Genomic DNA, 24388 nt, shown 5'->3' on the forward strand with positions numbered 1-24388 from the left:
GTTTTTAACAGATTCCTCTTTATCCTTTTTATCCTTTGTCGGTTATGCTGTTTAAATGCTCAAAGAAGTCAGGATAAGAAATTGCAATTGAAGAAATATCATCAATAATCACGTTTTGTTTGGTGATTAAAGATGCAATGGCATGCATCATTGCAATCCGGTGGTCATTATATGCTGCTACTCTTCCGCCGGTTAGGACGGAACCCCCGTTAATAACCATTCCATCTTCGGTTGATTTAACGCTGGCACCGAGACGAGTCAATCCGTCTACCACTGCTCTGATGCGATCTGTTTCCTTAAATTTTAGTTCTGATGCATCCCGGATAATCGTTTCGCCTTCAGCCTGAGTGGCCGCTAACGCAATAATCGGGATTTCATCAATCAATCGTGGAATAATGTCCCCCTCTATGATCACTCCCTTAAGCTTTTGGGAAGAGATGATAACATCCCCGAATGCTTCGCCGCCAGTGGTTTGTTTATTCGTGATTTCAACCGCTGCTCCCATCTCCTGCAGGACCTCAATGATGCCTGTCCGGCTGCCATTCAGTCCTATATTTGTTAGTGTCAATCGACTCCCCGGGACAATCGCGGCAGCCGTCATAAAGAATGCCGCTGACGAAATGTCGCCTGGTACGTAAACATCAATTCCATTTAGCGATTGTTGGTTTGTAATACGGATTTGTTGATTTTCACTGACTATATCAGCTCCAAACGCTTGGAGCATATTTTCCGAATGATTCCTTGAAGTGGTCTTTTCGGTTACTGTTGTCACGCCTTCAGACAGCAATCCTGCTAGAAGCACTGCAGATTTAACTTGTGCACTTTTAACCGGCAGTGTATAGTCAATGCTCTTAATATCTCCGCCCCTTATCGCCATTGGCAAGAATGAGCCCTTTGAACGACCGTCAAATTGTGCTCCCATTTGCTTAAGGGGGGCAACCACACGATCCATCGGACGTTTCGTCAGGGAATTATCCCCGTAAACGGACGTAAAAAGTGGTAGTCCGGCCAGAACACCCAACATTAGTCTGGCGGTGGTGCCGGAATTGCCGAAATAAAGGGGTTCTTTAGGTTCAGTAAAATATCCGGGACCATGACTGTCTATTTTAAGTGAGTTTCTCTCATGCTCAATAGATACGCCGAACTGTTTAAAAGCTTCCACTGTCCGTAAACAATCTTCACCGTTTAAAAAATTCGTGATGTTTGTCGTTCCTTTTGCAAGAGCACCCAGTATGACCGCCCTGTGAGATATTGATTTATCCCCGGGCACATGTAATTGCCCTCTCAATGGTGCTGATGAAGGTCTCAATGTTACCTCTTTCAACAGGAATCACCTCTTTGTTTGCCTATTCTTCAAGCATTAAATCATAACCATACTGTTGCAACACCTGATAGCTTTTTATTTGCTCATCTTTACTGGACACGCTCAGTCGTAGTACTCCGGTGATGCCCTCGCGTATTTCCAGGATTCTTATGTTGGTGATACTGATTCCTTCGCCTGCCAGGATATTTGCCACTGAAGCAATGGCACCTGTCTGGTCGCGGATATCAACGTACAAATCATAAAAAGCCGGAAAAGCACCTTTTTCCTTTGTTCCTAATCCGTCCCTGAAATCTTTAGCTTGTTTCAAATAAGCCGTAAGCTCCGATTTGCCATCAGTTTGAAGCATATATTTTAGGGATGCCATTTCATTTGTCCAATCGTCAATCATCCGTACCATTTTCTCTTTATTATGATAAAAGATATCCTGCCACAGCTCCGGGTTACCGGATGCTATTCGCGTAACGTCCCGGAAGCCACCCGCAGCAAGTTTTGGGATGAATTGGTATGTCTCCCCCCATTTCATTGCCTGCCTTACAAGCGCAGAAGCAATCAAATGTGGAAAATGTGAAATGACGCCCGTCATTTCATCATGTTCATCAGCTTTTAATTTGATGATATGGCTTTTTGTATCGGTTAACAGGTTTTCCAGAGCTTCAGCTGCTGATGACGGGCAATTTTTGGCTGGAGACAGTACATAAATAGCATTTTCAAACAAGTGGGCCTTTGCAGCCTTGATTCCTCTCTTATGCGATCCTGCCATAGGATGACCGCCGATAAATCGTATGTTCTGATTTGTTAATGTGTTTGCTTTATCAAGGACTGTCTTCTTTACAGAGGACACATCTGTAACAATCACTTTTTGCTCGAATGTGATGTTATCCAGCTGGTCCAAAAATTCAAGTGTTTCGGTAATTGGAGTTCCTAAAATAATGAAATCAGCTTTTTTGGCCGCTTCCGTCACATTTGAACTGGCTTCATCAATGATTTCGTTCATCAATGCAAATTCAAGTGTTTTGGGGTTTATGTCACAGCCAATAATATAATTATCTTCGGATGCATAAAGACTCTTGGCTAAAGAACCACCAATCAAGCCAAGGCCAATCATTGTAATCGTTGTTCTCACGTCAGTAACCCCTCGTTTACTTTCTGATTCAGCTGGTACAAAATTTTCTGCAACTCCTGCATGTCCGATTCAGTGCCGATTGTAATCCGGATAGTTTCAGGGAATCCAAAACTTTCACCCGGGCGAACAATAAATCCATGTTCCTGTAGATACAAGAACATTTTTTCACTACTTAGCGGCGTGGAGACAAGCAAAAAGTTTGTCTGGGAATCATAGAAATGCCAGTCGATTGAATTCAGGAATTTTTCAAATGAATGTTTTATAGTGTGATTACGTGTAATTGAATCGTAAATAAATTTGTCATCCTCAAGGGCCAGCAATGCCGCCTTTTGGGCGACTGATGATGTATTGAACGGTCCTCTGACAACGTCCAACCTTTGTATAATATCCTGGTTGGCTATGCCGTAGCCAATCCGCAGCCCTGCAAGTCCATAGGCTTTGGAAAACGTACGTAGAACAATTAAATTTTTGTATTGGTTTAAATATTGTAAAGCATTCGGCTGCTTGTGGCCATCAGCATATTCAAAATATGCTTCATCCAATACCACCAGGACATCTGACGGACATTTTTCCATGAAATCGTAAAAATCATCGCGCGGGATAAGGCTTCCTGTCGGGTTGTTTGGTGAACACAACCATACAACATTTGTACGATCGTCCATTGTCTCAAGCATTCCCGAAAGATTGTGATAACCGTTTATCGTCGGTACTTCTTTGACTTCAGCACCTTCAATAAGAGCGTTATGTTTATATTGTGGGAATGTTGGCGTTGCCATGATCGTATTGACACCAGGATATAAGTAAGCACGGCCTATGGTTTGCACGACTTCATCTGTTCCATTCCCAAAGATCAGCTGATCCTCAGATACCTTTAACTTATTGGAAAGAGCCATTCGCAGTTCCGAGGTATAGCCATCAGGATAAATATTAAGAGAAAGGCTGTGTTCGGAAAGGTAATCATCCACTTTCCCGGAATAACCAAAGGGGTTTTCATTTGATGCCAATTTGACAATACGGTTTAGCCCATATTCTCTTTTCACTTCTTCAGTCTGCTTACCAGGCTGATAAGGTGTCATCTCTTTTAAAATTTGTTTGCTTGTCATTCCGCACTGTCCCCCATTCATGAATTTCTTTGTGCAAGTTCTGTCTGAAAGTCCTCTAAATACTCTAATAAGGACTCATCATTTATTTCCATTAAGACTGGCTGGGCCATACTCTTTAAAAGTACCATTTGAATTTCAGTCCGCAATGTTTTTTTATCTTTCTTCATTTTTGCTAAAATTTCTTCCGGTTTAATAAATGGCATATTTAATGGATACCCGTTCCGTTTAAGCCATGTGTAAAGCTGTTCAAAAGGGAGTTCCGGCGTAAATTTCTTTTCACTTACCCTGAAAGCAAATAATAACCCCAGTGCTACTAATTCACCGTGTGTCTGGTATCCGTAGCCAAGCAGTGATTCCAAAGCATGCCCTAAAGTGTGGCCCAGGTTCAGATGTTTTCGTATACCTGATTCGCGTTCATCGATCTCTACAATTCCTGCTTTGATCTCGATGCCCCTCTGCAACTTATAGGAGAGATCCTGACTTGATAATACCGAAAGATCATTGCTAATTAATAACTGATATAAATCTACGTCTGCCAGCAGGGCTTCTTTCAATAATTCAGCGTATCCCGATCTGATTTCGTGATCAGGTAATGAATGCAGCGTCTGAACGTCATAAATAACCCCAGCTGGTGCATAAAAGCTTCCGATCATGTTTTTTCCTTGCTCATGATTAATGGCGACTTTGCCGCCAACACTACTGTCATGTGCAAGGATGGTTGTCGGCATTTGAATGAAATCAATTCCGCGCATGAAAGTAGCAGCGGCAAAACCGGCAACATCCCCAACAACCCCACCTCCGAGCGCTATCATAAGCGATTGTCTGTCAAGACCGCATTCAATCGCTTGTGTGTGAAGCTGGTAGAATGTATCAATGCTTTTGGCCTTCTCACCAGCCTGAATCACGTAGGAAAAGACATTTTCATGTGCAAGGCTGTTCTTAACATCCGACAAATAACAGTCAGCAACGGTTTCATCTGTAATGATTAAAATGGATGAATAATCTTTATGAAAATACTGAGCTGTCTGATGGCGAAGGTTTTCTCCGATATAGACCGGATAGGAATGAGATGCTGCTTTTATAGTTGTTTCCTTCATCAGAAACACCTTATTTCTTCCCGGTAATCATCGATTGTCTGTTTAAGTTTTGGGAATTGATCACTCGGAAATTGTTCTGTCATGGCTTTTGCTACTTCAAAGGCGACAATATGTTCCATCACAACCGACGCAGCAGGAACAGCACAGGAATCTGAACGTTCAATACTTGCGTTGAACGATTCTTTTGATTCAATATCGACACTTTTAAGCGGCTTATAAAGCGTCGGTATTGGCTTCATAACACCTTTGACGACAATGGGCATTCCGGTTGTCATACCGCCTTCAAATCCGCCAAGACGATTGGTTTCCCGGTAGTAGCCATTCGTTTCATCCCAGGCAATCTCATCATGTACTTCACTTCCGTTTTTCCGAGCCGCTTTAAACCCGAGACCGAACTCAACACCCTTAAAAGCGTTGATGCTGACGACACTGCCTGCTATTCTGCTGTCCAGTTTACGATCGTACTGTGCGTATGACCCGACACCTGCCGGCACCCCTTCCACATACACCTCGGCAACACCGCCAATGGAATCGCCATCTTTTTTAGCCTGATCAATAGCATCCATCATATCCTGTTCGACTGCTTTATCCAATGTTCGGACCGGTGATTCTTCAGATACCTGCTGCCGTTCTGTCATGGTGAATGCGGGCTGATCGTCAGCAATTATACCACCTATTTCCTTGACATAACCGGACACTTCAATACCGAGTTGTCTCAGCAGTATTTTAGCAACAGATCCGGCAGCGACACGAGCGGCGGTTTCTCTTGCAGAAGACCGTTCCAAGACGTTGCGCATATCCCTGTGGCCGTATTTTAAGGCGCCATTCAGATCAGCATGCCCCGGTCTTGGCCGCGAGACAGTACGTCTTAATTTCCTTTCGGCTCCTTCATGAATCGGATGTTCCCCCATTATATCTGCCCAATGTTTGAAATCGTCGTTATGTATAACCAATGCAATAGGGGAGCCTAATGTATAACCATGCCGGACACCGCTGGTAATTTCCGCCATATCCTTTTCAATTTGCATTCGCTTGCCGCGGCCATGTCCTTTTTGTCTCCGGATGAGTGACTGATTAATATCCTCCTGTAACAGTGGCATGTTTGATGGGATACCCTCAATAATCGTTGTTAATTGTTTTCCATGTGATTCTCCTGCTGTCAAGTAGCGCATGGTACATCCTCCTTTACAAAATAAATCCTTTAATTATTTGTATTACTATATCATAAATTATGTATTTTTTGTTGTACTTTGAGAAAATTTGAAACTTTGTAAGGGTTAAAGTGTCCTTACGTATATACAAAAACCCCCGTATAAAACGGAGGCTCTTATTTCATAACGTCAAAAAATATAAATTATGGATGCCCTTATTAGAAAAACTTCGGTATTCGCTATAAAACGAGACGAATACCGAGTTTTTCTAATGGAAGTAATCATCAGGATTGCAATACTTTAATAAATCCATTCACGGTCCTGTTTGGAATAATCCAGAATTTCGCTGCTGTTGAAGAAAAGACTGATTTCTTTTTCTGCACTTTCCGGTGAATCAGAACCATGGATTATATTTTTTTCAACTGTCATGCCATAATCACCACGAATTGTTCCGGGAGCTGCCTCAAGTGGATTTGTTTTCCCCATCATATCGCGGGCTGTCAATATCACATTTTCACCTTCAAAAACCATGGCTAAAACAGGACCTGACGTGATAAATTCAACCAATTCACCAAAAAATGGCTTATCTTTATGTTCACCATAATGCGTTTTAGCCAGTTCATCAGTTATTTGCATTAATTTGGCACCGGCCAATTTGAAACCCTTGCGTTCAAATCGATTTATAATTTCACCTGTCAAATTACGCTGGATACCGTCTGGTTTTACCATTAAAAATGTTTGTTCCATTCTCTGCACCTCTTTTATATGTATTTGTGTCATTAACCGTTAAAATTTTATCAAATATTCATTCGAATAACAATCATTCTATGATCGTCTTTTCCCAATATACTTTGCTATACTTTGGAGCGTGTGTTTTGCTTTATGATCTGGTATGTCACTAAGTTCATTTAATGCCTTTTGCAGATAATGATCACTGACACGATATGATTGGGAAATAGCATCAGTCTTTTTTAGTTCTGCAATAATTTGATTCATATCACGCTCGGTCACTTCTTCCGGATCGGAAAATGTATCTTTTAAGCGTTTATAAAACAATGTATCTTTCATAGCGAACAAGACAGGCAGTGTAACATTCCCCTGCAGTAAATCATTTCCCGCCGGCTTGCCCAATTCCGTCTCAGAAGCTGTGAAGTCAAGGATGTCATCGATAATCTGATAGGACATACCGATATAATAGCCGTAACGGAATAATTTTTGGGCAGTATGTTCCGAAACTTCTGAAGCAATGGCCCCTAATTTACAACTGGTGGCTATTAATAAGGCAGTCTTTCGTTTAATCCTGCGTAAATAATCACGTAAATTCTGATCCCAATTATACTTGTCTTTAATCTGCTCAATTTCACCTGCAGAGAGTTGAACCATTGTCTTGGAGAGGACACGGTGTGCTGATGGATTTGAGAGTGTTGTAATACTTTCAAGGGCCCGGGCTAAAATGAAATCCCCGGTATACATCGCAACCCGGTTATCATATAACTGTTTGATGGTAGGTTTCCCGCGACGTAATGGGGCATCATCAATCACATCATCATGCACCAGTGACGCCATGTGTATCAACTCAAGTGATACAGCAACTGCTTTCATCCGATCCATGTTGAAATTTCCAAACTGGCCGCATAACAAGACAAAAACAGGGCGGATTCTTTTTCCCCCTGCCTGCAGCAGTCTTGTGGAAGATTCACGCAAAATTTCGTGATCGGACTGGATTGCCTCAGTTAACGCGTGTTCAATGATATCCAGTTCTTTTTTCAGATGCCCGTAGGTTTTCGTTAGTTTCATGCATGTCACCTTTTATCGTCATTCTTTTGTACCCATATGCATGGCAGCTACACCGCCTGTATATTGTTTTACGTTTACGCGGGAAAAACCGGCTGAATAAAACATTTGTTTAAGTTGTTGTTTATTGGGGAAATTCTTTGCTGATTCATGCAACCAAGCATATTCTTTATAGCTTTTGGCAAATATTTTTCCCAATAAAGGCATGATAAAGCGGAAATATAAATAGTAGCCTTGACGAAATCCAATCATCGTCGGCTGTGATGTTTCAAGACATACTGCTTCCCCCCCCGGTTTAACGACCCGATACATTTCGTTTAGCACTGTCATATAGTCAGGGACATTACGCAAACCAAAACCGATTGTAACATAGTCGAATGAATTATCATCAAATGGCAGTTCCATTGCATTTCCCTGAATAAAAGACAGCTGTTTGTATTGTAACGACTTCGATTTTTTTTGTGCAACCGAGAGCATATTGTTACTGAAATCAAGTCCGATTACTTCCCCGGTGCTGCCTGCTGCTTCAGCAAGTGAGAGTGACCAGTCACCGGTGCCGCAGCACACATCAAGTGCTGCAGAACCTTCTTCAACAGCCATATGCTTCATAACATTTTTTCGCCATGCTTTATGACGTTGAAAAGATATGATTGAATTCATGGAGTCGTATTGACGGTATATTTTTTCGAAAACGTGATGAACCCGTTCCTCTTTGGATTGTTGCGCCATAGATCACCCTTCTTCCGCCATTGAATTATTATTCTTATTCAAGGCATTTGTCATCCAACTTTTCGTGGCTGAAAGTTTTGCCGGAAAATGAGCAAAATACTTCTCAATCTTTGGTGCTTCTGTTTGGATAAACGAGTCAATGGCATAAAGAGCTTCCTTATGGTTGTTAGCAGGGATTTTTGTGGCCCAGAATCCCAAAGCCGCTTCCAGACTCGAATCCCCGTTCCTGTTTCTTATGTTGATTAACTTTTTCAAAATCAACCAGTCGGCTGCAATGCCACCAATGTCTGATTCATTTGTATACGCAGCAATCCTGGTGATCAACAGCGTGTTTATTTGTTTAAAGACATGGATAAACGTTTCAAATGAATGATTTTCTTGATAATATAATTGCATTTTGCATTCATTAATATCCCTGATTGCCGTAGCCAGAACCTGAATCATTCTGACCTCTTCTATTTCGGAAAGGAGATAATAATATAATCCACTGTAGTAATCCCCTGCCAGCACCGCCAATTGTTTTGATTTGTCATGCGTTTCCTCTGCCGGTATATCATCTGATTCCGGGACTAAATCATGTGTATCCAATGCCATTTGGACAAGCATTGCTGTTACAATGTATCGTTCCTTTTTATATTCTGATAAAGCCGTATTATTTAAAATGAAGATCAAAATATATAACTTATCTTCATTTAAAGCAGGTGTCTTCACATATTGTTCGATATAGGCATGATTCATTTTTTCTTTAATTAAAGACTTAAGCCTGTTTATTTCCATACTGGATGTTTGCAAAACAAACCACCTGTACCCTTTCATCCATTCCAAAATCATATTGTTATTATAGCATAATCGGTTCAGGTTCCATAACTATAAACGAGCTCCACATATGGAATAAGCTTGAGCACTCTTTTTAATCATTGTTGATTTCACCATGACTGGTCTGTATAACAGCTTTTCCCCTGACTTTTACCGCTGAGGTATGTTCCGTAAATTGCGCAATCATTACTTCATTTTCATCCAATTTTTCTGAATGATGGAATCGAGTATCCGATCCCCGGGTCAATCCAATAACATTCACGCCATTTTCTAAAGCTTTAATGACAAAAAAATCATTCTGCTCCATAAGAACACCCTTCCAATTATTTTTGTCAACAATCCTTTGCTTGTATAATAGCTTAATTTGCCATAGGTATGTAAATTGAAAAAAAGAGCACGCAATCACGTGCTCTTTTCATATTAGCCCTATGTAAGAAGCTATTATTTAACACTTTCTTTAAGGGCTTTTCCTGGTTTGAATGCAGGAACTTTACTTGCAGGGATTTTGATTTCTTCCCCTGTTTGCGGGTTGCGTCCTTTGCGTTCAGAACGTTCGCGTACTTCAAAGTTCCCAAATCCAATAAGCTGAACTTTTTCACCATTTTTAAGTGAATCCATGACAGATTCGAAAACTGCATCTACAGCTTTTGTAGCATCTTTTTTGGAAAGGTCGCTTTTTTCTGCAACAGCATTTACCAAGTCTGTTTTATTCATGATATTCACCTCCTCCCGAAGTGTCTCCAACGACATTGGAACAAATTGTTAGCCTACAATCATTTGTTCCCAAATTGCCTGTTTCTATACTTAACATCACCAAAATCGTTGATGACAAGGCTTATATTAAACGAGATTGGAACAAAATTCAACATTAAACACCTAATTTATCGGGTTTTTATTCATTTTTGGCTAGAATTTCCCATAATTGTGGTAATAATTGATTGAAAAGTTATAATATTATCAACATGTTACTAATTATAGTATACGACATAAAAGCCTATTCTCCTGCCTTTGAAAGAAAAAATTTATATTATTATTCTAACATCGAAAGGATAAATCATGGATGATCTTATAAGAGGTTGTTCAAAAAGTCCAGTAAAAATGACACTTTGAATTTCTTCGTTGGCTTGTTTCTCCGCTGCTCGAAACTGCGCCGCCTCGAACTTCTTGGTCCTTTTTATCCTCCTTTTTAAACACGCACTATAAGAAAACTCCAGCTTTCGCTATAAGACGCGGCGAAAGCCGAGTTTTCTAACCATTATTAAACAAAAAAATAGCAACTAGGTTATAGCTGCTATAAAATAATGGCTATTAATCCACCGGACCCTTCATTAATTATCCGTTCCAATGTATCCTTTAATTTATATCGTGCGTTTTCCGGCATCAGTGATATCTTCGCCTGTATTCCTTCCCGGACAATAGAACTTAACGATCTTCCAAAAATATCGGATTCCCATATGGACAGTGGATCTTCTTCAAAATCCTGCATCAGATATCTTACTAATTCTTCACTTTGTTTTTCTGTGCCGATAATAGGCGCAAACTCAGACTCAACTTCAACTTTTATCATATGAATGGACGGAGCAATGGCTTTAAGTCTGACGCCAAACCGGGACCCTTGTCGGATGATTTCCGGTTCGTCCAATTTCATATCTTCCAGTGTAGGTGCTGCAATTCCGTAACCGGTTTGTTTAACCATTTGTAAGGCACCGGATACTTGATCATATTCCCGCTTCGCATGTGCAAAATTTTGCATAAGCTCCAGCAAATGATCCTTTCCCCTGATTTCTTCACCGACAATTTCTTTCAGTACGTCATCATACAAATAATCTGGAGCATGCAAGTCTATTTCAGCTATCCCGTCACCCATTTCAATACCGGCAATATTGGCTTTATCAATATAATCATAGTCAGCGAAATGCCCCACTATATGATCGACATCCCTGAGCCGTCTGATATTTTTAACCGTTGATTGAATAGCTTCCTGATAATTTCGCTGCAGCCAATGTTCTTCATTAAGCACCATTACCCAGCTTGGGAGGTTGACATTGACTTCCAGTACAGGAAATTCATATAGAGCTTCACGCATGACGTTGTAAACATCATGTTCAGTCATTGTTTCCACATTCATGGCCAATACAGGTATGTCATATTTCTCTATGAGTTCCTGACGCAATAATTCTGTTTCCTGACTGGTCGGACGCGCTGAGTTAATGACTAAAATAAACGGTTTACCAACTTCTTTCATTTCTTCTACAATTTTTTCTTCCGGTTCTTGATAATCAGATCGCGTTATCTCCCCAAAAGTTCCATCAGTTGTCACAACAACACCAATGGTTGAGTGCTCTTGAATGACTTTTCTTGTTCCAATTTCAGCTGCATCGTGGAACGGTATTGGATCTTCATACCATGGTGTATTAATCATCCTTGGTCCATTTTCATCTTCAAACCCTTTAGCACTTTCAACTGCATATCCGACACAATCCACAAGACGGACATTGACATCAAGTCCTTCATCAACATGCATTGATACAGCCTGATTCGGAATAAACTTAGGTTCAGTTGTCATAATTGTTTTTCCGGCTGCACTTTGAGGCAATTCATCCTGAGCTCTACCGCGTTCACTTTCGTCCATAATATTCGGCAGAACGCCCAGTTCCATAAAGTGCTTAATAAACGTTGATTTTCCTGTGCGTACAGCCCCTACAATACCAAGATAAATATCTCCATTCGTCCGTTTTGAAATATCGTTGAAAATATCAACTCTCTCCAAACGATCCCCTCCCGATCTCCTTTTCAAAATCAAAAACACGCTGCGAATTATTGACATTACAAGTCTATGATGTTGTCCTATCAAATTATGACTTAATTATTCCTGCATGAGATAAAAAGAATACATAAACTTTTATAAAAAGCAATAAATCCCTTGCAACATAATATATGTTGCAAGGGATTTATTATGATTATGATGATCAATTTTATTGATCGAAAACGGGCTCCCCATCCTTAATGGTATATGGAAGCGAATAGACTGGGGCAAACGGCGTATTTTCCGCTAACAGGTACCGGATGTCATCCCCTTCTTCAAAATCATCTTCATACTCCTTGAGTGCCCTTGTTAAATCAATTCGATAATCAACATAAAGGTTTCCTTCTGTATCCATAATGATTGGAAGGTTTTCCTTGGAATAAGGACTTTCAATATGAGGGGGGGATTCGAGCCCTAATTTTTCGTGATCTACCCGGAAAATACCTTCTGCTATCTCTTTACCAAAGGGTGGATAAATATGTTCATTGCGATAGGCGTTAAGCTTTACAGAAACTTCTCTGATGGCATCTGATACCCTTAAGTCAATCAGTTTCACGCGTGGATTATCTTCCGGCGTAATAATCGTGTATTGATAAATTCCCCCGTTTTGATAGGCAGTACCGGGAATTTCAGTCATGATGTTCTGCTCTTTCAACACTTGAAAGTCAACTAAATATTTTTGGAATATAGGTGTATCACTGGACTTGGTTTGAATCGGCAGTAACCCTTGAGTCTGCTCATGGTATTGATCCACTGCTGTTTGCACTTCTTCCAACTGTGATTCATTCGGCTGTTTGTTTTTTGACAATTCACTATCCGGAAAAAGACAACCGGTCAGCAGAAATATCATCAGTAATGGACAAAGCAGCTTAATGTATGTATTCTTCATCCCCCTACCCTCCTCTATGCGGTCGGGCCGCTAAAAACAATATACATAATGATAATGGCGCCAAATATGAGTGATATGTACGCAAGAAGTGTTACAATAATTGATATGATGCCTTTTAATTTATATCTGCTGAGCAATATGAGCCCCATTGCCAGAAGCAACAACCCCATGCCGGCAAATGAAATCCACATATTCAGCATGCTTTCGGACATAGCGCTCACTCCTAGATTCAATATACCTAACGTATTATAACACATGAGATGAAGCAGAGACATTAGAAAAACTCGGCATTCGCATCGAGTCATAGCGAGTGCCGAAATTTTTCTTATAAGGTCTTTCATAATTTATACTTTATGAAGTTAAAATAAAAGTATAAGCAGCTGTTTGGCAGTTTACTGACTTTCATACAATCCTACGTTGAGAATACTTTAGTGTCTATCAAATGGCAAAAAAATCCAGGATGAAGGGGGCTGGCTTCATCCCGGCATGACTAAATAATACCCACAGCAACTCCATCCATGAATGCTTGTGCGATTTATTTTATGCGAGCATACGAAACAATGTATCCTCACTTGCCCAGTTACCTTTACTTTTTAAACATTTTATTTAAGGTCTGCATATCTACCGGCATATTACTTTTTGTGATTGATTCTACAATTTTGTCTTCTTTTGCTTTGGAAATAGGTTTATTCGCTAATTTTGACAACCGTTGAACGAGATTTCTAACTGTTTTTTCATCGGAAAAATCAGCATTTTTTACAGAATCAGCCATTTTATATATGTCGTTTGGACTGATATCTGAATTCTGCTGAACTTTATCAAACAAATTATCCTGAAAGTTACTCACATGCTCGCCTCCTTGCATAATCATTTCAACATATTATATGCAAGGTGATCGATTAAGTGTTATTCAGTAATGCTCATTTAGAAATGGCGTTATATCATCCATTTCGTCCCGTTTGTTCCGGTTCATCAATTGTTCGACAACATCTTTGGGTTTTTTATCGTCAAATAGAATTGCATACAAGCCTTCGGTGATTGGCATTTCAATCTGCCGATCCCTGGCAAGCTGATAAGCTGCTTTAGTGGTTCGCACGCCCTCTACAACCATACCCATCTGTTCAAGAACTTCATCCAGCTTCTGCCCTTTTCCCAAAAGATTGCCTGCGCGCCAGTTACGGCTGTGAGGGCTTGTGCATGTGACGATTAAATCACCGACACCCGGCAGCCCCAGAAAGGTGAGGGGGCTTGCTCCAAGTGAGACTCCCAGTCTGGCAATTTCAGCCAAGCCTCTCGTAATCAAGGCCGCTTTTGCATTATCACCATATCCTAAACCATTAGAGATACCTGCACCCAAAGCAATAATATTCTTTAATGCGCCTCCAAGTTCAATTCCAACCATATCATTGCTTGTGTATACTCGAAACGATTCATTAATGAACAAGTCCTGGGCAAATGCCGCTTTCTCACTGTTAATGGACGAAACAGTTACCGTTGTTGGTTGCCGCTTACCGACCTCCTCTGCATGACTTGGTCCTGATAATACAACAACGTCTTCATAATTGTAATCGGTCATCTCCTCATCAATCATTTGGGACACCCGTTTCAAAGTCCCCGGTTCAATCCCTTTTGTTGCATGAACAATGGTTACAGGTTGTCTCAGTAATTTATCCAGCTCCGAACAGACGTCACGAATTGCCTTCGTTGGTACAACGATAATAACAGCAGAAACATCTTCAATAGCTTTTTCGAGTGAATAGAAAGCCTTGATCTGTTCAGGGATGTCTGCATCAAGATATTGTGTATTGTCATGTGTTTGGTTAATGGCTTCGGCCTGTTCACGCCGGTGTGTCCACAATCTGACATGGTGTCCGTTGTCGGCCAGAACAATACTTAATGCAGTTCCCCAGCTTCCGGCACCTAATACTGCTACTTTAGTCAATGTTGTTCCTCCTTATTGCCGTTTCCGGGCAAAGATCTTAATTGGTGTTCCCACAAATCCAAATGCATCTCTTATCCGATTTTCTAAAAACCGTTTGTATGAAAAATGCATTAAATCGGGATCATTAACAAACACGGCAAAACTGGGCGGTTTGATAGCGACTTGAGTTGTGTATAGGACTTTCAGGCGTTTTCCCTTAACTGTAGGTGTTGGGTTCATTGCCAGTGCATCCATGATGACATCATTTAATACGTTTGTCGGGACGCGTTTTGTGTGATTTTCACTGGCTGTTTTTATGGCTGGGATTAAGGTATGCAATCTCTTCTTGGTTTTGGCTGACAAAAAGACAATTGGAGCATAATCCAAGTATTGGAAATTAGCCCTTACTTTCTGTTCAAATTCTTTCATCGTGTTTTGGTTTTTTTCAACTGTATCCCACTTGTTAACGGCGATAATAATACCGCGCCCTGCTTCATGCGCATAACCGGCTATTTTCTTGTCTTGTTCACGTATACCTGTTTCAGCATCGATTAAAACCAGAACAACATCGGAACGTTCAATGGCTTTTAATGCGCGAAGAACACTATATTTTTCGGTTGTTTCATAAACTTTACCACGTTTACGCATGCCCGCAGTATCAATGATGACAAAGTCCTGATCATCTCTGTTCAGCCGGGTATCAATCGCATCTCGCGTTGTGCCTTCCAGTTCACTTACGATGACACGCTCCTCATTTAACATAGCATTAACAAGTGATGATTTCCCGACATTGGGTCTTCCGATTACGCTGAAGTAAATGGTTTCATCATCAGACTCCTGATCGTGCATTTTCGGAAAATATCCGATAACTGTATCCAGCAAGTCGCCAAGTCCAAGACCGTGAGCTCCTGAAATAGGATATGGCTCTCCAAATCCGAGTGCATAATATTCATAAATTTCATTACGCATTTCCGGATTATCAATTTTATTTACAGCGACAACAACCGGTTTATTGGATTTATATAAGATTTTTGCCACTTCTTCATCAGCGGCAGTTATACCTTCGCGGCCGTTTACCAAAAAGATAATCACATCTGCTTCGTCTATTGCTATTTCCGCTTGCTGACGCATTTGCACAAGCAGTGGTTCATCACTCATTTCAATGCCACCTGTATCAATGACATTGAATGCTGTAGTCAGCCACTCAGCCTCCGCATAAATCCGATCACGCGTAACGCCGGGGGTATCTTCTACAATCGAAACACGCTCACCTACCAGCCGGTTGAATATGGTCGATTTTCCTACATTCGGTCTTCCTACAATTGCTACAATAGATTTTCTCATGAAAGGAACTCCTCTTCTGTCTCTCTCATATGCTTTTAAGTAAGTGTTCATTAGAATGACTCGGCATCCAGCCTCTTATAACTATGAGCACCAGAGTTTTCTTAAAAAGTCTTCAAAATTTATACTTTCTGACGTTAAAATAAAACAGGATCGGGATGGATCCAAGTGAGCCTGTTTTACCGTAGTGTGTATACATTCGAGTACAAGATATACACTTTATTAATTTTAGCAAAAGAATGCATTAACCACAATTTTTTATTGAGCTGTTTTGTGGGCTGTTCATCAAAATCTATGGGTGACAAATTAGATGTCATGTTGACGTAAGCAGTTGCTTCGGAAAAACACTTGGGTGCTCGTGAAGTTCCCGCTCATCTGCTGATGTTTCCGCTCATCTGCTGATGTTTCTGCTCTTCTGCTGATGTTTCTGCTCTTCTGCTGATGTTTCTGCTCATCTGCTGATGTTCCCGCTCATCTGCTGATATTCCCGCTCATCTGCTGATGTTCCCGCTCATCTGCTGATGTTCTTGCTCATCTGCTGATGTTCCCGCTCATCTGCTGATGTTCCCGCTCATCTGCTGATGTTCCCGCTCATCTGCTGATGTTCCTGCTCATCTGCTGATGTTCCCGCTCATTTGCTGATGTTTCTGCTCATCTGCTGATGTTCCCGCTCATATTTCCAGCCACTACCATTATGGCTGCCTTTTCTGTGCTTTAAACAAAAGGCTTTTAGCAGCAGTGCTCTTATAATCATTTACAATGTTTTTCTATCGATTGTCGTTATCTTTCAGTTCTTAGAAAAACATAGGCGTAGCCCCGTCTTATAACGTGTGTCGAAGTTTTTTATAAGGTCATCCATAATTTATATTTCCTGACATTATAAAAAAGAGCTCTTTTCGATCACGAAAAGAGCTCTTTCAACGGCAAGTAAGAAAGTATAAATTCTTTCTTACTGCATACGTGCAACGAAGGCTTTTGCTATTAAAGCTTGGCGATAAGCCAAGTTTTCTAATTACTATTTGTATTTATCGAGTTCATTACCGATAAAATCACCGATTTGAAATCCGGGCTGATCGTCATCTTTTTCATATTGTTTTACTTCTGATGCTTCTTTCTCTTGTTCTAATTCTTTTATACTCAATGAGATTCGTTCTTCCTGTTCATTGACATCCAACACTTTTACATTTATTTCTTGACCGATTTCAAGAACCTCTTGAGGTGTACCAATATGACGGTTAGCAATTTGTGAAATGTGCACCAATCCCTCGACACCAGGGAAGACTTCAACAAATGCACCAAAGTTAACAAGTCGTTTTACTTTGCCCTCAAGCACGTCTCCTTGTGATACACGATCTTCGATATTTGCCCATGGACCTGGCAGTGTTTTTTTCCGCGAAAGAGAGATGCGTTCATTATCCCTGTCAATAGAAAGCACTTCTACTTTAATCGAGTCACCCTCTGCGACAACATCTGAAGCTTTTTCCACATGTTCATGAGCAAGCTGTGAAATATGCACCAGACCGTCAATGCCGCCAAGGTTTACAAAAACTCCAAAATTAGTCAGGCGTTGAACAGTACCTTCCAGTACTTGTCCCTCTTCAAGCGATTGAAGAACCTCATGTTTTTTTGCATTCAACTCATCTCTGACCACATCTTTATGGGATAGGATGATGCGATTTTGCTCTCTATCCAAATCCACGATTTTGACACTAAGCGGCTCATTTAAATAATCCGAGAAGTCCTCAACATAATAAGTTTCAACGAGCGAAGCCGGAATAAACCCGCGTACACCGACATCAGCAACAAGGCCACCCTTAACGATTTCCTTTATTTCAGTTTCAAATACTTTACCGCTTTGATATGCTTCGTCAAGTTTTTCCCAGGCTTGTTCAGCATCTACCGCTTTTTTAGACAGAATGACTTCATCATCATCCAGTTTTTTTACATACAGAGTCAATGAGTCACCTTCTTCAACGGTATCGCTTGCTTTCTCAATATGAAGACTTGATAATTCACCAATCGGAACAATACCTTCTGTCTTGTAACCAATATCAACAAGAACTTGTTTATCTTCTACTTTTAGTACTGTTCCTGTGACAATATCTCCTATATTCAATTGCGTTATTCCATTGCTGGATTCATTCATACCATAGCCCTCCTTAAAATACATAACAACAAAAAATAAATTTCCTTTTTTATAACTTCTAATATTTATAATTATTTGTCAAGCGAAGCATGTTGTGAATGATGATTTTCCATTAAATTTCCGATTTCTGTCATAATTGCATCTGCTGCTTCTTTTGCTGATGCTTTTGAATCACGGTATGCTTGCATATTCACAGCTTCGCCATAGATCACTTTTAGTTTACTGCCGGGCTTATACGGACCGATAATCGCACAGGGGATGATTGTCGCGTTGGATTTTAATGCAAAAAAGCCGGCTCCGGCCAATGGTTTCCCAAGCTGACCTGTTTTACTTCGTGTCCCTTCGGGAAAAAGTCCCAGCGTATTTCCCTGCTCCAGAATCTCCAGTCCCTTGCGCAAAGCAGTTCTGTCGCGCATTCCCCTTTTCACTGGAAATGCGTGAATATTTGTTAGCAGTTTGCGCAAAAAAGGCTTTTCAAATAACTCGCCTTTTGCCATAAAATAAATATCCCGAGGTGATGTAATCCCTACAACCGGAGGATCAAGATTGGAAGTATGATTTGAGCAAATGATTACAGGACCGTTTTTGGGGATGTTTTCCTTTCCGGTAATCCGGATACGAAATAAGGGATAAAATATGGCTGACACCACCCACTTGGCTGTCTTATAAAGATTCATCAGGATTCCCTCTGTCTGATGCAATCTTTTCCACTTCGTAAAGGATGGATTCAGCGACCTCATCAATTGATAAGTTGGTGGTATCCAGTTCAATCGCATCGTCTGCTTTAATTAACGGAGCGAAATCCCGTTTTGAGTCAATTCGGTCCCTTTCCTCAATTTCCTGTTTTAAAGTTTCAAAATCAGCGGAAAAACCTTTTTCGGCATTTTCCTCATATCTTCGCTTTGCCCGTTCTTTTACTGAGGCTTTCAAAAAGATTTTTACTTCCGCATCTGGCAGAACGTGAGTGCCAATATCGCGTCCATCCATAACAACCCCCCGTCTTTTAGCCAGTTCTTGCTGGCGCTTGACCATTTCTCCCCGCACACTTGAATGCTTAGCTGTATAGGATACATTGTTGGTCACGTTCTCAGATCGGATATCGTGGGTGACATCGTTACCATCAATCAGAACGTGCTGCTGATCTTTCTCTTGCAGAAGTTCTATGCTCGTTTCCGCTAAAAGATCCGCAAGCTTCTTTTCATCATCAAACGGGATATGCTCCTGCAGCGCTTTATATGTTAAAGCCCGGTACATTGCTCCAGTATCAATATAAATAAAAGAAAGCTTCTTGGCGACAATTTTAGAAACCGTGCTTTTTCCGGCAGCTGCAGGACCATCAATTGCTATCGCGATTGCATGTGTATTCATTATTGTCTTTCATTCCCCTCGAAAATGAGTGGTGCAGGTATTAAAAGAGCAACCAATCATCATTTGAATAATTACCGACTTCAGTCTATGTAATCCTACATTTAAAATAATAACATACATGCTAAAAAAAGTTCTAATGATTTTCAATCCGCGAAGTCGAAATGTCCAGTACCTTTATCATATCCTTATATTGTTATCTTGTACATTTATTTATAAAGGAAAAAAAGGAAGAGCTAAGCCCTTCCCTGTGAAGCGAATGCATAATTAATCTCAGTACCATCCAGTTTTTCCACTTTTTCCTCCGTACCATCTTTTGCATTTATGAATATCCGGTACGTTTCGTTACCAAGCACTCCAAGAAACTCATATACCAAAACTTCTTCGCCGATATCATTGTCAATTATGGCCATGTGTTCCTCATTAATCTGAACGTCCGGATTCACCTTTTCTTTTGCTTCATCCTTCGAAAGCTTCGGTTCAGGGATGTCTCGTTCTTTATGGTTCATAAAGTAATTTCTCGCTGTCAGTCCAAGCAGATCACCGTTATCTAATGCTACTTTCAGTTCTATTGCATCGGAATAGATCCTTACACCTTCCTGATTGTAAAGGAAAGAATAGACACCAATGTTGTCATACTGGTTACTGGTGAAGACTTCCATATCATCAAAATTATATTGATCTACATATTCTTTTGCCTTTTCCAATCCCTGGTTGAGACTGATTTTTTGTTCCTGTACCTGTCGGTTAACCAACAATGTCAGTGGGTGTCCTCCCTGCTTGGTTATATCAAGGTAGCCATTTTTATTGCCATTCTTATAAGAAACACTATATATTGGAAGATCTGCTCCCTTGCCGCTCTCCGTTACTGTCAATTTATCCTTATTTTTGACATTGAGTAATTCCTGGCCTCTTTTAGACGCTTGTGCTTTATTAATTTTTTCGCCAGTGAGGTTTTGGTATTTATGTTCCTCTGCGGAAGTTCCTGTTAGTGCTGAATCCACATTACTTTCAGCAAAACCCTCAACTTTTTTTTCAACAGTCTGGAAGCCGTCAACAATCGTATTATCTGATTGCTCATCTTGAGTGGCTAATGCTAATTGCACATCCATCCATCGCAGGTTTTCATCCAACACAGTATGTTGAACGTTTCTGAGCTCATCTTTCAATTCGCCGGATTGTTCATATAAGTTCTGAAGGGTTTTAACTTCTTTGTCTTTCAACGGTTTCTTCTGTAAATCTCTTACAGCTGTACGATAAGTAAAATCGCCTATGTTTGCAAGAAACTCTTCTGTTTTGTTAAATGGCATTAATGTCAGTGGTAGCTGTCCAACATTGGAAGATGCTTGTGATGTCAGTCTCCAAATTTCGACCATTTGCGGTGAGAGCTGCTCTCTTGAGTTCATTGCCAAGGCTGTACCGATCTTGTCATGAAGCACGTCCATATGATAAGAAAGCTCATGAAATGCTCGCTGATAGTTGTTTTCAGCTTGGATTAAGACCGCATTTTTTTCTTGATGTTCCTGATATCCCCAAAAACTGACACCAGCTATTCCCAAGGTGAGAACTCCAATTAAAATCCATCGTATCATTTTCATCACACCTTTCTATTTAGCGAATATATGTTTTCCTATTTTTTTAATTTGTGGTCGCGACCAGATCCAATCCGAGGTTGCTGTCACCGGATTAAAATAATAGATGGCATTTCCTGATGGATCCCATCCATTAATGGCATCAAGGACAGCTTTCTTAGAATTCTTTTTAGGTGTCAGCCAAATTTGTCCATCAGCTACAGCAGTGAATGCTCTTGGTTCAAAAATGACGCCTGACACTGAATTAGGAAAAGACGGACTTTCGACACGGTTCAAGATGACCGCAGCAACCGCAACTTGTCCAACATATGGTTCTCCTCTGGCTTCCCCGTTAACAGCATTGGCCATTAATTGAATATCGTTTTGCGAATACCCCTGAGGTACATTCGCGGCTGCTGGTTTTGTTTGTGCATTATTATCATTTGTATTATTATTAGATGTATTGTTGTTGCCACCATTGCCTGACTCGGACTGTTTTGAGTTATCAACACCTCCATAATGGGTGAAATCATTGCCTTGGTTTATTTGGCTTTTAACGTATTCCTTGTCATATTCACTTGCTGCCTCCAGTTTTTCTTTGGTTTTCGTTCCGGCTAGACCGTCAATTTCAATTCCGAATTCATATTGGAAATTCCGCAGAGCCCAATATGTTCCCCATCCGAATACGCCATCAATATTTCCGTTGTAAAAACCAAGATATTGCAACCTCGCCTGCAACTCAATCACGTCTTCACCAACTGCACCTTGTTGAATGACTTGATCAGAAAAGGCGTTCACCGGCTTTACAGAATGTGGTGTTTGCAGTCCAATTGCCATAAGACATATAATGATAAATAGGAACATTTTTCTGTAGGTCATATCGTTGCCTCCTGCTAAGCATTATCATAATGAACCTATTTTTTTACGAAACAGTTATTTTATTCATCTGGAATACTTTTTTATAATGTTGGAACTTATGAAATGTTGATGAAAGCGCGTCGCGTATTAATAAAGGATGATCCTGAGCCTCTTTAAACGTTAGCCAATAAAAAACGCCTTTATATAACGGGATATAAAGGCGTTCATGCTTGCATTTTCTTTTTATGTATAACATATTGATTTGCGGTTTTCATTCTACGGAGTGCCATGAACCATAGCCCTATCATGAACGGGATTAGTAATATTAACCAATCGCTTGCGATAATGTTAAGCATATAATTGTAGGTGCCATGCAAAAGGAACGGAACGAATAATGCCAGTATAATGTGCCGATTTTTATGGGTGGTGCCCATTTTAGCCTTGCCAAAATGATAGCCCATCATCACCCCGAACAATGCATGTGAAGAAACTGGAAATAATGCTCTGGAAAAGGCATATTCTATTCCATTGGTAAATAGATAAAGTATATTTTCAATCGTAGCAAACCCCAGGCTTATGGAAACTGCGTAAACAATACCATCATAATGCGCATCAAAATCCGTATGGTGAAAAATGATGTACATAAACACAAACCATTTAAAAAATTCTTCCAGAAGTCCCGATATGAAAAATGATTGAATAAAGATATTCTCATTTAGGTTTTCAGCTGAAAATGCATATTGAATAAACATGATCGGAAACACAAGCAAGGCACCAAACAGAAAGGTTTTACCCATTAAAGATAAGGGCTCAGTAAAACGGTCTTTTAAATAAAAAAAGGCCATTAATGTAAATGCAGGAGCAATACTCGCTGAAAAAAGTGCAACCATATAAAAACCTCTCTCAGACGTTGTTGGTCTGTTCTGCTATAATGAAAAGCAATATATGTCAGATAACAACCAACTGACACTTAATGTCCGATTTGATTCGATAAATATCTAGAATGATAAATCCCACACTGATTAAAGTTTCACTCTATAATACCATGCTACAGTGAAAATGAAAATCAAGATGACGGAAGGTGAGCGTTTTGAAACGTATACTCATTATTCACACCGGTGGAACTATATCAATGCTTGAAAACAAACAAACCGGAGAAATTACGACAACAGATAAGCACCCATTAACCAATTTGAAACATAAATTTGGGCATTACGCACACGTAGAAGAAGTTACACCATTTTCTGTACCATCACCGCAAATTACACCGCAGCATATGCTGCAGCTGGCTCTTATCATTAAAGAGAAAGTAAATGAATACGATGGATTTGTCGTTACACATGGGACGGATACATTGGAGGAAACAGCCTACTTCCTTGATCTTGTTTCAGACACGGACAAACCTATTATCGTGACAGGTGCTATGCGTTCTGCAAATGAAATTGGCTCTGATGCCCTTTACAATCTGATCAGTTCCTTACGTACAGCCACAAGCGATGATGCTTGGAATAAAGGTGTACTAGTCGTCATGAATGACGAAATACATACAGCTCGAAATGTAACAAAAACATCGACAAGTAACGTGGCTACATTTCAAAGTCCACAATACGGACCAATCGGTAGTGTTACCAAGAATTCCATCATCTTCTATCATCCCATTTTGACAAGGCATTCGTGGCCCGTAAGCAAAATTACCCAGCATGTATTTATGTTAAAAGCCTACGCGGGTATGAATGTTGATATTCTGGAATCCGTCCATCAAAATAAACCTGATGGACTTGTACTGGAAGGATTGGGTCAAGGGAACTTGCCCAAACAAACATTACCCTCTTTAAAACAATTTATTCATGATAAAATACCTATTATATTAGTATCGAGATGTTATAAGGGAATCGTACAGCCAACATATGATTATGATGGGGGCGGTAAACAACTTAAGGATATGGGGGTTATTTTCGCCGATGGTTTAACAGGTCCAAAAGCACGATTGAAATTATTAGTTACATTGGAGATCACATCAGATATAGACTCATTAAAAGAAATGTTCAAGAATAACTATTGACTGAATGAAATCATGTATGATGGCTGATTATTGGTTTTGATGTAAACCTTTTGATAGTGCTGGAAGATCGCTCCGGCAGATTATTTCGTGTAATCCGCCGAAGCGACTGGTAATCAGCCCGATTATACTAATGAAACCGGACGTAGCTTGTCTTACCAATAAAATAATGGCTGTTGACCAAAATCTATGGTTGACAAATTAGATGTCATTTTGACGTCAGCAGTCGCTTCGGAAAAACACTAGTGTGCTCGTCGTGTTGCAAGTTTTTCGGTGAAGCAGCACTCCTCGCAAC

24 protein-coding genes are annotated in these 24388 nt (G+C 40.3%); 1 reads left to right on the top strand and 23 read right to left on the bottom strand.

Annotated features, from left to right (window positions below; translation table 11 throughout):
• Nucleotides 1-28 precede the first annotated feature (28 nt).
• From aroA to prsW, 23 genes are all read right to left on the bottom strand, one after another.
• Nucleotides 29-1324, bottom strand: coding sequence for a 3-phosphoshikimate 1-carboxyvinyltransferase (gene aroA / locus IEW67_RS02610; RefSeq protein WP_188631498.1), 1296 nt, complete (start codon nt 1322-1324; stop codon nt 29-31).
• Between the two features lie 22 nt (nt 1325-1346).
• Entirely contained in the window at nt 1347-2447 is a 1101-nt protein-coding gene (locus IEW67_RS02615) for a prephenate dehydrogenase (protein WP_188631499.1), read from the bottom strand.
• On the bottom strand, nt 2444-3550 hold the full coding sequence (gene hisC / locus IEW67_RS02620) for a histidinol-phosphate transaminase (RefSeq protein ID WP_188631500.1): 1107 nt from the start codon (nt 3548-3550) through the stop codon (nt 2444-2446). The genes IEW67_RS02615 and hisC overlap by 4 nt, the downstream gene beginning before the upstream one ends.
• 17 nt (nt 3551-3567) lie before the next feature.
• The gene (gene aroB, locus IEW67_RS02625) at nt 3568-4647 is read right to left on the bottom strand and encodes a 3-dehydroquinate synthase (RefSeq protein WP_188631501.1); all 1080 of its coding nucleotides are present in this window, start codon (nt 4645-4647) and stop codon (nt 3568-3570) included.
• A complete protein-coding gene (aroC, locus tag IEW67_RS02630; protein WP_188631502.1) occupies nt 4647-5819 on the bottom strand; it encodes a chorismate synthase in 1173 nt (390 codons plus the stop codon). Before aroC ends, aroB begins: the two co-directional genes overlap by 1 nt.
• 279 nt (nt 5820-6098) lie before the next feature.
• Complete coding sequence (gene ndk / locus IEW67_RS02635) at nt 6099-6545, bottom strand: nucleoside-diphosphate kinase (protein ID WP_188631503.1); 447 nt, start codon at nt 6543-6545, stop codon at nt 6099-6101.
• A gap of 78 nt (nt 6546-6623) precedes the next feature.
• On the bottom strand, nt 6624-7595 hold the full coding sequence (hepT, locus tag IEW67_RS02640) for a heptaprenyl diphosphate synthase component II (RefSeq protein ID WP_188631504.1): 972 nt from the start codon (nt 7593-7595) through the stop codon (nt 6624-6626).
• An 18-nt stretch (nt 7596-7613) separates the two neighbouring features.
• A complete protein-coding gene (locus IEW67_RS02645) occupies nt 7614-8321 on the bottom strand; it encodes a demethylmenaquinone methyltransferase (protein WP_188631505.1) in 708 nt (235 codons plus the stop codon).
• 3 nt (nt 8322-8324) lie between these two features.
• Entirely contained in the window at nt 8325-9113 is a 789-nt protein-coding gene (locus IEW67_RS02650; protein ID WP_188631506.1) for a heptaprenyl diphosphate synthase component 1, read from the bottom strand.
• Between the two features lie 118 nt (nt 9114-9231).
• A complete protein-coding gene (gene mtrB, locus IEW67_RS02655; RefSeq protein ID WP_188631507.1) occupies nt 9232-9444 on the bottom strand; it encodes a trp RNA-binding attenuation protein MtrB in 213 nt (70 codons plus the stop codon).
• A 134-nt stretch (nt 9445-9578) separates the two neighbouring features.
• Nucleotides 9579-9851, bottom strand: a complete 273-nt coding sequence (gene hbs, locus IEW67_RS02660; protein WP_176447138.1) for a non-specific DNA-binding protein Hbs — start codon at nt 9849-9851, stop codon at nt 9579-9581.
• Nucleotides 9852-10428: 577 nt separating this feature from the next.
• Complete coding sequence (gene spoIVA, locus IEW67_RS02665; RefSeq protein ID WP_188631508.1) at nt 10429-11907, bottom strand: stage IV sporulation protein A; 1479 nt, start codon at nt 11905-11907, stop codon at nt 10429-10431.
• A gap of 205 nt (nt 11908-12112) precedes the next feature.
• Nucleotides 12113-12832 (bottom strand): YphF family lipoprotein, encoded by a 720-nt coding sequence (locus IEW67_RS02670; RefSeq protein WP_188631509.1) that lies wholly within the window; start codon nt 12830-12832, stop codon nt 12113-12115.
• A 14-nt stretch (nt 12833-12846) separates the two neighbouring features.
• Nucleotides 12847-13044: a DUF2768 family protein gene (locus IEW67_RS02675; RefSeq protein ID WP_188631510.1), complete on the bottom strand. Its 198-nt coding sequence runs from the start codon at nt 13042-13044 to the stop codon at nt 12847-12849.
• Between the two features lie 374 nt (nt 13045-13418).
• Nucleotides 13419-13679, bottom strand: coding sequence for a stage VI sporulation protein F (locus tag IEW67_RS02680; protein WP_188631511.1), 261 nt, complete (start codon nt 13677-13679; stop codon nt 13419-13421).
• A gap of 63 nt (nt 13680-13742) precedes the next feature.
• Nucleotides 13743-14774, bottom strand: coding sequence for an NAD(P)H-dependent glycerol-3-phosphate dehydrogenase (locus tag IEW67_RS02685; RefSeq protein WP_188631512.1), 1032 nt, complete (start codon nt 14772-14774; stop codon nt 13743-13745).
• A gap of 12 nt (nt 14775-14786) precedes the next feature.
• The gene (der, locus tag IEW67_RS02690) at nt 14787-16097 is read right to left on the bottom strand and encodes a ribosome biogenesis GTPase Der (protein WP_188631513.1); all 1311 of its coding nucleotides are present in this window, start codon (nt 16095-16097) and stop codon (nt 14787-14789) included.
• 1012 nt (nt 16098-17109) lie between these two features.
• Nucleotides 17110-18240: a 30S ribosomal protein S1 gene (gene rpsA, locus IEW67_RS02695; protein ID WP_188631514.1), complete on the bottom strand. Its 1131-nt coding sequence runs from the start codon at nt 18238-18240 to the stop codon at nt 17110-17112.
• 71 nt (nt 18241-18311) lie between these two features.
• Nucleotides 18312-18917: a lysophospholipid acyltransferase family protein gene (locus tag IEW67_RS02700; protein ID WP_188631515.1), complete on the bottom strand. Its 606-nt coding sequence runs from the start codon at nt 18915-18917 to the stop codon at nt 18312-18314.
• Nucleotides 18904-19608, bottom strand: a complete 705-nt coding sequence (gene cmk / locus IEW67_RS02705; protein WP_188631516.1) for a (d)CMP kinase — start codon at nt 19606-19608, stop codon at nt 18904-18906. The genes IEW67_RS02700 and cmk overlap by 14 nt, the downstream gene beginning before the upstream one ends.
• Nucleotides 19609-19841: 233 nt before the next feature.
• Complete coding sequence (gene ypeB, locus IEW67_RS02710) at nt 19842-21197, bottom strand: germination protein YpeB (RefSeq protein ID WP_188631517.1); 1356 nt, start codon at nt 21195-21197, stop codon at nt 19842-19844.
• A 15-nt stretch (nt 21198-21212) separates the two neighbouring features.
• On the bottom strand, nt 21213-22055 hold the full coding sequence (gene sleB, locus IEW67_RS02715) for a spore cortex-lytic enzyme (protein WP_188631518.1): 843 nt from the start codon (nt 22053-22055) through the stop codon (nt 21213-21215).
• A 203-nt stretch (nt 22056-22258) separates the two neighbouring features.
• Nucleotides 22259-22924 (bottom strand): glutamic-type intramembrane protease PrsW, encoded by a 666-nt coding sequence (gene prsW, locus IEW67_RS02720; RefSeq protein WP_188631519.1) that lies wholly within the window; start codon nt 22922-22924, stop codon nt 22259-22261.
• 200 nt (nt 22925-23124) lie between these two features.
• On the opposite strand from prsW, the gene IEW67_RS02725 reads away from it, so the two are divergent.
• Entirely contained in the window at nt 23125-24096 is a 972-nt protein-coding gene (locus IEW67_RS02725) for an asparaginase (protein WP_188631520.1), read from the top strand.
• The last annotated feature ends 292 nt before the right edge of the window (nt 24097-24388 follow it).

The sequence above is a fragment of the Lentibacillus kapialis genome (assembly GCF_014646635.1).
GTDB lineage: Bacteria > Bacillota > Bacilli > Bacillales > Amphibacillaceae > Lentibacillus > Lentibacillus kapialis.

Bases quoted from the DNA above. Each gene is read 5' to 3' on its own strand.
- prsW (WP_188631519.1), bottom strand. From the start codon at position 22,924: ATGGTTGCACTTTTTTCAGCGAGTATTGCTCCTGCATTTACATTAATG.
- IEW67_RS02700 (WP_188631515.1), bottom strand. From the start codon at position 18,917: ATGAATCTTTATAAGACAGCCAAGTGGGTGGTGTCAGCCATATTTTAT.
- ndk (WP_188631503.1), bottom strand. From the start codon at position 6,545: ATGGAACAAACATTTTTAATGGTAAAACCAGACGGTATCCAGCGTAAT.
- aroC (WP_188631502.1), bottom strand. From the start codon at position 5,819: ATGCGCTACTTGACAGCAGGAGAATCACATGGAAAACAATTAACAACG.
- hepT (WP_188631504.1), bottom strand. From the start codon at position 7,595: ATGAAACTAACGAAAACCTACGGGCATCTGAAAAAAGAACTGGATATC.
- der (WP_188631513.1), bottom strand. From the start codon at position 16,097: ATGAGAAAATCTATTGTAGCAATTGTAGGAAGACCGAATGTAGGAAAA.
- mtrB (WP_188631507.1), bottom strand. From the start codon at position 9,444: ATGGAGCAGAATGATTTTTTTGTCATTAAAGCTTTAGAAAATGGCGTG.
- hisC (WP_188631500.1), bottom strand. From the start codon at position 3,550: ATGACAAGCAAACAAATTTTAAAAGAGATGACACCTTATCAGCCTGGT.
- IEW67_RS02645 (WP_188631505.1), bottom strand. From the start codon at position 8,321: ATGGCGCAACAATCCAAAGAGGAACGGGTTCATCACGTTTTCGAAAAA.
- cmk (WP_188631516.1), bottom strand. From the start codon at position 19,608: ATGAATACACATGCAATCGCGATAGCAATTGATGGTCCTGCAGCTGCC.
- ypeB (WP_188631517.1), bottom strand. From the start codon at position 21,197: ATGATACGATGGATTTTAATTGGAGTTCTCACCTTGGGAATAGCTGGT.
- IEW67_RS02670 (WP_188631509.1), bottom strand. From the start codon at position 12,832: ATGAAGAATACATACATTAAGCTGCTTTGTCCATTACTGATGATATTT.
- sleB (WP_188631518.1), bottom strand. From the start codon at position 22,055: ATGACCTACAGAAAAATGTTCCTATTTATCATTATATGTCTTATGGCA.
- IEW67_RS02675 (WP_188631510.1), bottom strand. From the start codon at position 13,044: ATGTCCGAAAGCATGCTGAATATGTGGATTTCATTTGCCGGCATGGGG.
- hbs (WP_176447138.1), bottom strand. From the start codon at position 9,851: ATGAATAAAACAGACTTGGTAAATGCTGTTGCAGAAAAAAGCGACCTT.
- aroB (WP_188631501.1), bottom strand. From the start codon at position 4,647: ATGAAGGAAACAACTATAAAAGCAGCATCTCATTCCTATCCGGTCTAT.
- rpsA (WP_188631514.1), bottom strand. From the start codon at position 18,240: ATGAATGAATCCAGCAATGGAATAACGCAATTGAATATAGGAGATATT.